The organism is Pedobacter sp. HMWF019, assembly GCF_003061025.1.
Classification (GTDB): domain Bacteria; phylum Bacteroidota; class Bacteroidia; order Sphingobacteriales; family Sphingobacteriaceae; genus Pedobacter.
The window spans coordinates 1-1,448 of sequence record NZ_QAIL01000484.1 but is presented as its reverse complement, the minus strand read 5'-3'; the positions used below and the strand labels follow the sequence as shown (position 1 = coordinate 1,448).

The following is a 1,448-nucleotide window of genomic DNA, read 5'->3' as shown; positions in this document are numbered from 1 at the left end:
ATTCAATACATCATATGTATTTAACTGATCTGCAGTGATTACTTTCGCTTTCTGAATGTTTCTGCTTGATAAATAGATATTGTTATTTTGCGAAGGTAAAACCAACAAAGTTTTTTCGTTAGTCAAGTTTAATGCGCTAACTAAATTGATGTAGTTTTTAGTTTTGATCGAATCAAAAGCAAAGTCTTCCAAAACTACAATATTGTTGTCTTGTGCTTTATAAGTTAAAGCCGATTTACGGGCAAGAACTTTTAACTTTTTGTTCAGTTTAAAACTATAATCGCGTGGCTGAGGACCAAATACACGACCACCACCATTGAACAATGGAGATTTAATACTTCCGGCGCGAGCACCACCAGTACCTTTTTGTTTGTATAATTTGCGGGTTGAACCTGCAATTTCATTACGTTGTTTTGATTTATGCGTTCCCTGACGTTGGTTAGCTAAATACAACTTAACATCTAAATAAATTGCGTGATCAACAGGCGTAATACCGAATACCGACTCAGGAAGTTGCACCTTGGCACCTGTCTCTTTTCCTGAAATGTTTAATACTTTAACTTCCATCTTGCTTACTTGTCTAAGATTACGTAAGATCCTTTAGCTCCTGGTATTGAACCACTAACTACCACAAGGTTTTGATCAGCATAAACTTTCAAAACCTGTAAGTTTTGAATTTTTACTCTGTCACCACCCATTCTTCCCGCCATACGCATACCTTTAAATACACGAGCTGGATATGAAGCCGCACCTAATGAACCTGGTGCACGCATCCTGTTGTGCTGACCGTGGGTCTGACCACCAACACCACCAAATCCGTGGCGTTTAACAACACCTTGAAAACCTTTACCTTTAGAGGTTCCAACAACATCCACAAAATCACCCTCGTTAAAGATGTTAACCGTTACCGTATCACCTAAGTTAAGTGATTCTTCAAACGGCTCAAATTCAACGAGTTTACGTTTTGGGGTAGTGCTTGCTTTCGCAAAGTGGCCTTTAAGAGGCTTGGTTGTGTTTTTTTCTTTGGCTTCGTCGAAACCCAATTGAACTGAAACGTAACCGTCTTTCTCTTCGGTCTTTACCTGTGTAACTACACAAGGTCCAGCTTCGATCACCGTACATGGTATATTCTTACCATCGGCGTCGAAAATGCTGGTCATTCCTACTTTTTTTCCAATAATACCTGACATTTTCTATTTTTAATTTAACACCCATCGAAGCAGTAGGGCTTCGTTCAAGGTGGATATACATCCCCGTTAAGGGACGGCAAAAATAGGAAAGAAATCTTAATTTTCAAATAGTTAGCTAATTATTTTTTCAAATAACTGCATTTATTTTTTTGAAGCACGAAATAACCTGAGGGAAAAATCTACCCAACCAGCTTATTGCTTAAACTGAACAGAATGACACAAAGTACAAATAAGCCAATCAGCACATACATATAATCC

The 1,448-nt window shown here is 38.1% G+C and carries 2 protein-coding genes; both read right to left on the bottom strand.

Going from position 1 to position 1,448, the window contains the following annotated elements; translation table 11 throughout:
• A partial coding sequence (gene rplD / locus DBR11_RS25190) for a 50S ribosomal protein L4 (RefSeq protein ID WP_108555339.1) occupies positions 1–567 on the bottom strand: 567 nt, incomplete at its 3' end.
• 5 nt (positions 568–572) lie between these two features.
• The gene (gene rplC / locus DBR11_RS25185) at positions 573–1,190 is read right to left on the bottom strand and encodes a 50S ribosomal protein L3 (protein WP_108555338.1); all 618 of its coding nucleotides are present in this window, start codon (positions 1,188–1,190) and stop codon (positions 573–575) included.
• Positions 1,191–1,448: the final 258 nt, after the last annotated feature.